Source organism: Spiroplasma endosymbiont of Lariophagus distinguendus (assembly GCF_023846195.1).
Taxonomy (GTDB): Bacteria; Bacillota_I; Bacilli_A; order Mycoplasmatales; family VBWQ01; genus Spiroplasma_E.
The window spans coordinates 1-10,702 of record NZ_JALMUW010000037.1 but is presented as its reverse complement, the minus strand read 5'-3'; the positions used below and the strand labels follow the sequence as shown (position 1 = coordinate 10,702).

Below are 10,702 nucleotides of genomic sequence, written 5' to 3'. Positions count from 1 at the left end.
CTTATATTTTATTTCAATACTTTCACTTGCAACTGCAACTAATGAACAAATCAAAAAATTATTAAACTACACAGATTAAAATATTAAATGTTTAAATAAAATATAAGTAAAAAACAAATTTAAATTTTTAAAACAATATCTTTAAAATTACCTATTAAGACTTATGTTTTATAATCAAAAAAATTATAAAACATAATTTTTAATAATGTTAAAAAAAGGAGTTAAACAGTGAGAAAAATTTTTATTTCATATCATCATCTAAGAGAACAAGAAGAAAAAAACCAATTAGCAGAGTTAATTAAAAAGTATGCTAATTATTTAAATATAAAAGACATGTCTGTAGAAATAGGGGATATTGATACCACATGATCAAATAATAAAATCGGTAAAACTATTAGAGAAAATCATTTAAAAGATACAACTATTACTATTCTTATTCTAGGAATACATACAAAATGTAGACAACATATTGACTGAGAAATTGAAGCTTCATTAAATAAATATGGAAGTTTAAATAGAAGAAAGAAGATAAATAGTTTTATAATACTTTTAACTGCTGATTTTATTAAAAAAGCAAAAACAAATTGTAATTTTAATAACACTTGTGATTATTCTTCTTTAATCACCCAAGAAAATGCTGGTCAAAGAATATATGAAACCGTAATAAATAAACATGCAATTATTGCTACTTATGATGAAATCTTTTCAGATATAATAATTCTTAAAAATTTACTTGATAAAGTTCAATCTAATCATAAAAAAGAAGAAATGTTTTATCAAAATGTTATCAGCCCTAGTTTTTTAAAACCAACTGTTTTAAAAGATAATACTAAAGATACTGTTTTTAATGAAAAAAAAGAAATAGATAATGTAATATTATCTTCAAATAAAGATAATGGTTTTAAAGAAGAAGATAGTGATATTGAAATACTTTCTGAATCAGACGAAGAAATAGATAATGCAAAATTAACTTCAAGTCAAGATAGTGGTTTTAACGAAGATGATGATAGTGATAGTGTAGTAGCTTCTAAATCAGAGGAAAAAATAAATAATGTAATATTAACTTCAAGTCAAGATAGTGAAATTAACAATCAATTACTACAAGAAATTACAATGGACTTTACTAAAGATGATAATAAAAGTAATCTTTTAAGAAAATTATCTTTAAAACATAATAGTAAAGATAGTGGAATTGGTAGTGAACGACAAGAAATAAGTATACTGAAAGACGAAAATTTTAAAAGAATACATCTCCATAAAAAAGATAATTCAGAAGAATGTGAAGCAAAAGAAAAATCTGAAAAAACAATGCAAGAGTTTAATAAAAAAACAAAAAAATTTATAAATTCTGGTAAAATTAATTATACACAAGAATGTCCAGAAATATATTTATCGTATCTTTAAAACATACAACTAGTAAAATTAAATTAAAATAAAAAGTGAGAATTTTATTCTCACTTTTTATTTTAATTTAATTTAGTATTCTTCTTCAAGTGAAGAATTACCCATACCTATTAACTTCTCAGTTGGCATTAAACCAGTACCGGCCGGTATCAAGTTTCCTAAAATAACATTTTCCTTTAAACCACGTAAATTATCTTGTTTTGACTTAATAACAGCATTAGTTAATACTCTTGTTGTATCTTGGAAAGAAGCAGCAGCCAAGAATGATTCTGATTCTAATGGTGCTTTTTTAATCCCTAAAATAATTGGATGACCAAAAGCAGGTTTTTTACCAGCAACAATAATTTTGGCATTAACATTCTTAAATTCTTTGATATCAACAATCGCTCCAGGCAATAATGGTGAATCATTACCTTCAACTACAAAAATACGATTCAACATTTGTTTTACAATAATTTCAATATACTTATCAGAAATTTCAATTCCTTGTAAACGATAAACACGTTGTACTTCTTTTAAAATATATTGTTGAACTTCAATGATTCCTGCTACTTCTAGTAATTGTGTAATATTAATTGCACCTTCAGTTAGTTTTTGGCCAATCTTAACATTATCACCAATTTTAATTCTTACCTGCGCATTATATTGAGTTTTGTATTCTTTATAGTCAAGTTTTGACTTTACAGTAATTGTATAAATTCCTTGCTCTTCACGAATATCTGTTACTTTACCATCAAATTCACTAATAATAGCAACAGCACCTTTGGGATTAGTAATATCTAATAATTCTTTAATTCTTGGTAATCCTTGGGTAATATCACTACCACCAGCAACTCCTCCAGTATGGAAAGTTCTCATCGTTAGTTGAGTTCCTGGTTCACCAATTGATTGCGCCGCAATAATTCCAACTGCTTCGCCAATAGCAACAATAGAACCTGTTGTTAAATTAATACCATAACATTTTTGACAAACACCATAACTTGCTTCACAAGTTAAAACTGAACGAATATTTATTTTTGTAATTTTTGCCTCTAATATTGTTTCTACTAATTTTTCAGTAATTAATTCATTATTTGCAACAATTACATTATTTTTACTATCAACAACATCACCTTGAACAAAACGTCCAAATAAACGGTCACGTAACGGCACAATAATATTATTACGTTTTTGGTCAACAACGTCACTAATTATAAAGCCATTACCGGTATTACAATCTTCTTCAGTAACAATAATATCTTGTGAAACGTCAACTAGTCTTCTCGTTAAATAACCTGAGTCAGAAGTTTTAAGCGCCATATCTGCCATTCCTTTACGAGCACCATGGGTAGAAATAAAGAACTCTGAAACATTTAATCCTTCACGGAATGAAGATTTAATTGGTAATTCAATAACTTCTCCTTTTGGATTATTCATTAAACCACGCATCCCTACTAATTGAGTAAAGTTACTAATATTAGTTCTAGCACCTGAATCTCACATCATAAAGATTGGATTTTCAATATCTTTTCTTAAAACTGTTTCTAGTTCAACTTGAATATTGTTTTTAATACCACTTCATTTATTAATAATATGGTAATGACGCTCACGATTAGTTAACATACCTTGTTTATAAAACTTGTTAATTGTTTTAACATATTCATCTGCTTCTTTAAATAATCTTGTTTTACCTGAATAAGATACAACATCGCCTGCAGAAATTGTTGTTCCTGAAATTGTTGAAAATTTAAAACCAAGATTTTTCATTTTATCTAACATTTGTGCAGTTAATTGAGTTCCAAAAGTTTTAAAATATTTATGAATAATATCTGCTAAAGCTTTTTTCTTAAATGGTTCAACAATAACTCTTTTTTTAATAAATTCACGAAAATCAACATCAGTTGCAACTAAATCTTCATTATGAGTTTCAGTTAAATTAATAATATTTGGGCGATTAATAAATGGCATTCTTTCTGAAAACATTTGATTAAAAATAATCTTACCAATAGTAGTAATTAAAAATTTATTTTGATCGGTAGCAGAAAATTTACTTGCACCTAAACTAGCAACACGAATTCCAATAATAGCATGTAATGAAACCTGTTTTGTATCATAAGCTTTAATTGCTTCATTAACATCTTTAAAAATTGAACCTTGACCTAATTCATCTAATTTTTCAATAGTTAAATAATAATTACCAAGAACCATATCTTGAGTTGGCGTAACAATTGGTTTACCATCTTTAGGACTTAAAATATTTTTTGAACCTAACATTAAACTTCTTGCTTCAGCTACTGCTTCTTGAGTAATTGGCACGTGAACAGCCATTTGGTCACCATCAAAGTCAGCATTAAAAGCAGGAGTTACTAGTGGGTGTAAACGAATAGCTTTCCCTTTAACTAGAATTGGTTCAAATGCTTGAATTCCTAAACGGTGTAAAGTTGGAGCACGGTTTAATAAGACAGGACGATCTTTAATTACTTCTTCTAAAACATCTCAAATTCGTTCATCTTGAATTTCAATTAATTTTTCAGCAATTTTAATATTTAAAGCTAATTCTTGATGAACTAATCTTTGCACAACAAAAGGTTTGAACAAAATAATTGCCATATCACGAGGAATACCACATTGATACATTTTTAATTCCGGACCAACAGCAATAACACTTCGACCTGAATAATCAACACGCTTACCTAATAAGTTTTGACGGAAACGTCCTTGTTTTCCTTTTAATGTTGAAGTTAAAGATTTTAATGGACGTTTATCTCTTCCTGTTACTGGACGTGCTTTACGTTCATTATCAAATAAAGCATCAACTGATTCTTGCAACATTCTTTTTTCATTATTAATAATTAAGATTGGTGCTCCCATTTGTTTTACTTTTTTTAAGCGTTCATTACGAATAATAATTCTTCGATATAAATCATTAATTTCTGATGTTGTAAAACGACCACCATCTAACTGAATAATTGGACGAATATCAGGTGGAATCACCGGAATAGCGTGTAATACCATTCATTCTGGTTTATTTCCTGATTTAACAAATGAATCAATAACATCTAAACGACGTTCTAGTTTTCTACGATCAGTTTGTGATTTCTTGTTTGTCAATTGTTTTTTAATGGCAAGAAATTCTTTTTCTAAATTAATATTTTTTAATAAATACTCAATAGCTGAAGCACCAATTCCAAATTTTGTTCCAGTATGTTTAGTAATAAATTGAGCACATTCATCCATTGAAAATGGACGTGAAGTATCTGCTAAAGTATCAGTTAACATTTGAGCACGAGTATAAGCAAAAGAAGAAGGTTCTAATTGTTCTAAAATTTGTGCAAATACTTTACGTAAACGATTACGAGTATCAGTTGAAGATTTAGCATTACCTAAATCCATAATCATTTTTTGTTTTAAACCTTTAGCAGTCCCTGGATCTAAAACAATATAAGAAACAAAATATGCTACTTCTTCTAAGTCTTTAGCTTTCATATCTAATGCTAACGCAATTCTTGAAGGAGAAGCCTTTAACATTCAAATATGAGTTACTGGCTCTTCTAACTCAATGTGTCCTAAACGTTCACGTCGAACAATTGCTTCAGTAATTTCTACTAAACAACGTTCACAAACTTTACCTTTATTTTTTATTTTCTTATATTTACCACAAGTACATTCATAATTTTTAGTTGGTCCAAATATTCGTGCATCAAATAATCCATCTTTTTCAGGTTTTAATGACTTATAATTAATTGTTTCTGGCTTTGTAATTTCTCCATGTGATCATGAGCGAATTTGATCGGGAGAAGCAAGAGAAATTTTAAGGGCAGTATAATGTTTTGAATTTTTTTGCATTTGCATATATTTATTACTCCTTTTCTAATCCTCAAGATAACTTTCGACTTCTTCATCGTAAGTTACAACTTTTTGTTCTTGACCTTTTTCGTCAATTAACACAATATTTATTCCTAAACCTTGTAGTTCTTTTGTTAAAACATTAAATGATTCAGGGATACCTGGCGTTGGAATTTGTTTATTACGTAGAATCGCTTCATAAGTTTTAATTCTACCTTTAATATCATCAGATTTAATAGTTAGGATTTCTTGTAAAGTATGAGCAGCACCATAAGCTTCTAATGCTCAAACTTCCATTTCTCCAAATCTTTGTCCACCATTTTGTGCCTTACCACCTAATGGTTGTTGAGTAATTAATGAATATGGGCCCACATTACGAGCATGTAATTTATCATCTACCATGTGTGATAGTTTTAACATATACATAACACCAACTGAAATTTTCTTGGCAAACTTTTCACCAGTTAAACCATCATATAATGTTAATTTATCAAAGTCATTATATTTTGCTTCTTTCATAATATCTAACAAGTCTTGATTTTTTGCACCATCAAAAACAGGGGTTGCTACTTTAATTCCTAAAGTTTTAGCAGCCATTCCTAAGTGTAATTCAAGAATTTGTCCAATATTCATCCGCGATGGTACTCCTAATGGATTTAACATAATATCAACTGGTGTTCCATCTTCTAGGAAAGGCATATCTTCAATTGGTAAGACTTTAGAAATAACACCTTTATTTCCGTGTCTTCCAGCCATTTTATCTCCTTCTCGGATTTTACGTTTTTGTACAATAAATACTTTAACTACTTCTTCTACTTCTGAAGGTAAGTCAAAACCATCTTCACGTTTATAACGTTTAATACCTTGAACAATTCCAGCACCACCATTAGGTACTCGTAATGAATTATCTTTAACATTACGTGATTTTTCACCAAAAATAGCTGCTAATAATTTTTCTTCAGCAGTTGATTGTGTTTGACCTTTTGGTGTAACTTTACCAACAAGAATATCTCCTTCTTTAACTTCAGTTCCAATTAAAACAATTCCTTCATCATCAAGATAACGTCTTGATTGTTCAGAAGTATTAGGGATTTCACGTGTAATTTCTTCTTTACCTTGTTTTGTTTTTCGACATTCTAAATTATATTCTTCAATATGCATTGAAGTATAAACATCATCTTTTACTAAACGTTCACTAATAATAATAGCATCTTCATAGTTATAACCATGTCAAGTCATGAAAGCAATAATTACATTTTGTCCTAATGCAAGTTCACCATCTTTCATTGAAGGTCCGTCTGCTAAAATTTGATTAACTTCAACTTTATCACCAACTTTTACTAATGGCACATGAGTTACTGCTGTTCCTTGATTACTACGTTCAAAACGACTTAACTCATAAGTTGTTATTTCATCTTCTGATTTAATAATAATTTCATGAGAATCAACATATTGTACAACTCCCGGTAAATTAGCAACAATAGCTAATCCTGAGTCACGAGCAACAGCATACTCAACACCCGTACCAACAATTGGTGTTTGTGGTTTTAATAATGGAATTGCTTGACGTTGCATATTAGCACCCATTAAAGCACGGTTAGCATCATCATTTTCTAAAAAGGGAATACAACTTGTAGCTATTGACACAATTTGTTTTGGTGAAACATCAATATATTCAACTTCGTTTGGTCCAACAATAATATTTTGACCATTACTACGAGCAATAACATTATTATTTTTAATAACATTATTAGTATCTAATTCAATATTAGCTTGTGCAATGATATAATTCTTTTCTTCACCGGCAGTTAAATATTTAATTTCATTAGTAATTTTACCTGCAATTACTTGACGGTAAGGTGTTTCAATAAAACCGTATTCATTAATACGAGCATAAGTGGCTAAATTATTGATTAAACCAATATTAGGTCCTTCAGGAGTTTCAATTGGACAAATTCTTCCATAGTGAGAATAGTGAACATCACGAACTTCTAAACTAGCACGATCACGTGATAATCCACCAGGTCCTAAAGCAGTTAAACGTCTTTTATTAGCCAATTCTGCTAATGGATTAGTTTGATCCATAAATTGTGATAATTGTGATAAGTTAAAAAACTCACCAATAACAGCTGTTAATGGTTTATTATTTATAATATTTGCTGGTTTCATTTTATCACTATCAGTAGTTGACATTTTTTCTTTAACATTTTTTTCAATACGTCCCATCCCGATACGAAATTGGTTTTGTAGTAATTCACCAATTGTACGAATACGACGATTTGCTAAGTGATCAATATCATCAGCATTACCAATACCATGAACAAAATTTAAAATATAAGAAAGAGTTGCTAAAATATCAGCAATAGTAATAATTACTTCTTTACATTTAGGATTAATTCCAACAACATTAATAACTTCATTTAATCTTTCTTTATCATTATAAACTTTAATTAACTGCACATAATGTTTTGGTTCACTATCACTAATTGATGTTTTTAAAGGTACTAAACATGCTCCTTCTTCTAATACTGTTTTTAGAATTTCTAATTGTGATTTACCAATTACTGTTTTTTTGGATAAAACAACTTTACCTCTAATATCTTTAATATCTTCAGCTAGAGTGTAATTTAAAACACGATCTGTAATAGCTAATTTTTGAATTAACTTATATCTTCCTGCTTTTGTTAAATCATATTTTTTTGAATCAAATAATAATCCAGTTAAAAATTTTGCAGCACCATCAACACTGGCAGTTTCTCCGGCTTTAATTTTTTTATAAATTTCTTGTACTGCTGCTGGTCAATTTTGATGTTCATCATATTCATAAGTATTTAATAAAACATCATCTTTACCAATTATATTAATAACATCATCTTTAGTTAATCCTAAGGCAGTAAGTAAAGTGGTTACTGCAATTTTACGTGATTTTTCAATTTTAACTTGAATAATATCTTTAATTTCATTTTTATTACGAACTAATTTATTACGTTTAGAATCAGTTTCAAATTCTAGTCAAGTTCCACGTGATGGAATTAAATCACCTAAAAATTTATATAATCCGGTTTTTGGATCAATTTCAATTTTAAAATATGCACCTGGTGAACGAACTAATTGTGAAACAACAACCTTTTCACTTCCATTAATAATAAAGGTTCCTTTTTGTGTCATTAATGGAAAATCACCTAAAAATACATCTCCTTCACGAGTTAATGTATAATCAACAATTAAAACATCTTCTTCTCTACTTTTAATAGTAACTTCAATAGTTGAAAATTCACTATTAGCATGAACATTTTTTTCTTCAAAATAATATATATTATCGCTAACTTTTGGTTCATTAATGTTTTTAATACCAAATTGGTCTTTAATTCAACGCATTAAATAATCTAAAATATTATCTTTAGCAGCAATAGTTAAATGACGATTATTTTCATGAATTGATAAAGATAATTTTGTATAGATTGGTGCTTCATAAGTTTTTGACTCATCTTTTGCTTCTTTTAATGTTCTTCTTGGTTTACGAAATTCTCAATCAATCAATGATAAAATAATACGATTATCATTATCAGTTACCGGAAATATTTCATTAAATACTTCTTGTATTCCTGTATCAATAAATCATTTATAAGTATCACGTTGAATTGAAATTAAATCAGGAAGATCTAAATTTCCTGATACTTTAGTATAGTCACGTCTTTTAGCATAATGACCAAATTGTTTTGTAGTATATGACATTGGTTCATCTCCAATTTTAAAAATTTATTAAAATCAAATAATTTGATTTCAGTTAATTAGTATTAAATTACTAATTAGTTTGATAAAATATTAAGTTTTAAGTTGATAATTTTTAGTTAAATAACAAACAGAAAACCAGTATTAATTAAAACTGGTTTTCATATAAATTTTTAATATTTGAACTACTTAACTTCAACAATAGCACCAACGGCTTTTAACGTTGCTTCGTGTTCTGTTGCTTTTGCTGTATCAATATTTTCTAAAATCTTTTGTGGTCCTGTTGCTACTGCATCAACCATTTTTTTAGCATCCATTAAAGACATTGTACCACCAACAATTGCCTTAACTGCTTTAATAACATCAACTTTTTTGTCTCCTACTTCTTTTAAGATTACAGAAACTGTTGATGGTTTTGTTGCTTCTTCTTTAGCTGCTGCTGGTGCAGAAGCAACTGCTGCAGTTACTCCAAAAGTTGTTTCAATTAATTCAACTAATTCTTTTAATTGAACTGCTGTCATTGTTTTAACATGTTCAATAATTTGTTTATTTGTAATATTTTCCATTATTTTTTCCTCCATATTTTTTTTATTTAATAAGTGTTAATTATGCGTTTTCTTTTTGTTGGGCTACTGCTTTAATTGCTAAAGCCAAATTGCGAACTGGTGCTTGTAAACAAGAAGCTAACATTGAAATTAATTCTAATTTTGATGGTAATGAAGCTATTTTTTGTAACTCACTTTGGTCAATAACTTTCCCTTCAAAAATGCCACCTCTTAATACTAATAATTTATTAATTTTAGCATAATTAGAAACTATTTTAGCTGTTTCTAAGTCGTTTTCAAATCCAAAGATAAAACCATTTGGGCCAACTAAACTACTTTCAAGCGATGAATATTCTTTTTTTAAAGCACGAGCAACTAAATTATTCTTATAAATAGTGAATGTTGCACCTTTAGCTCTTAATTCCTTACGTAAAGAACTAATTTCTTCAACATTCATACCTTGATATTGTACAACAATTGTTGTTTTTGAATCATTAATTTGCTTAGCAATTAAATCAATAGTTTTTTGTTTTTCAACCATTGCTGGGCGCATAAGTACACCTCCTTATTATTCTGAAATAACTAGCAATAAGTAGTAAATAAAACTCGGAGCAAAACCGAGTAAATCACATGCATATATAATGATGGAAATTACCTGAGCAACATAATTAAGACAAAAGTCCGTTGCTGTCTTTGGCTTATTCTAGCTTGTATATTATATGATATATATATATTAAAATCAAGAAAAATTTACAAAAGATTAAATAAATAATTTTTTATTATATATCTTTTAAGTTATAAACACTATTTTTAATAACATAAATGCTAATTTCATCAATATCTTAATTAAGATTAAAAAAATAAATTAAAAATAAACTTCATATTGAAGTTTATTTTAATTAAAAAAATTGTTTTTTTTTATAACTGGTTACTGTTTTTACTACTAGAGTTTTTACTTTCACTTGAAGAAGATTCACTATTTATTTTTGATTTATCTAACTCAAGATTTTTACAAACTCTTTCTCTTCTTTCAGATTCATTTTTTTCTCCTCAAGCTTTATTTATTTTATCAGCATTTTTAGCATGTGCTTCTTGTTTTAATTTATTATTCTCAATAGATTTTCATGGCATAATTTATTATTCCTTTCACTTTTTGAATATTTTTTCTACCTTTAAATACTCAATAAAATTATATA

Annotated in this window: 6 protein-coding genes; 1 reads left to right on the top strand and 5 read right to left on the bottom strand. The window is 27.9% G+C overall.

Translation table 4 applies throughout. The annotated features are described in order from the left end of the window. Window positions 1-228: 228 nt before the first annotated feature. The gene (locus M0D11_RS03980; protein ID WP_252320302.1) at window positions 229-1,404 is read left to right on the top strand and encodes a TIR domain-containing protein; all 1,176 of its coding nucleotides are present in this window, start codon (window positions 229-231) and stop codon (window positions 1,402-1,404) included. A 72-nt stretch (window positions 1,405-1,476) separates the two neighbouring features. On the opposite strand, the gene rpoC is transcribed toward M0D11_RS03980, so the two are convergent. From rpoC to M0D11_RS03955, 5 genes are all read right to left on the bottom strand, one after another. Further along, complete coding sequence (gene rpoC, locus M0D11_RS03975) at window positions 1,477-5,229, bottom strand: DNA-directed RNA polymerase subunit beta' (protein ID WP_252320304.1); 3,753 nt, start codon at window positions 5,227-5,229, stop codon at window positions 1,477-1,479. 24 nt (window positions 5,230-5,253) lie between these two features. Next, window positions 5,254-8,964 (bottom strand): DNA-directed RNA polymerase subunit beta, encoded by a 3,711-nt coding sequence (gene rpoB / locus M0D11_RS03970; RefSeq protein WP_252320300.1) that lies wholly within the window; start codon window positions 8,962-8,964, stop codon window positions 5,254-5,256. Window positions 8,965-9,146: 182 nt separating this feature from the next. Beyond that, the gene (rplL, locus tag M0D11_RS03965; RefSeq protein ID WP_252320298.1) at window positions 9,147-9,527 is read right to left on the bottom strand and encodes a 50S ribosomal protein L7/L12; all 381 of its coding nucleotides are present in this window, start codon (window positions 9,525-9,527) and stop codon (window positions 9,147-9,149) included. A 40-nt stretch (window positions 9,528-9,567) separates the two neighbouring features. Continuing rightward, window positions 9,568-10,059, bottom strand: coding sequence for a 50S ribosomal protein L10 (gene rplJ, locus M0D11_RS03960; RefSeq protein ID WP_252320296.1), 492 nt, complete (start codon window positions 10,057-10,059; stop codon window positions 9,568-9,570). A gap of 365 nt (window positions 10,060-10,424) precedes the next feature. Continuing rightward, window positions 10,425-10,637, bottom strand: coding sequence for a hypothetical protein (locus M0D11_RS03955; RefSeq protein WP_252320294.1), 213 nt, complete (start codon window positions 10,635-10,637; stop codon window positions 10,425-10,427). Window positions 10,638-10,702 lie beyond the last annotated feature (65 nt).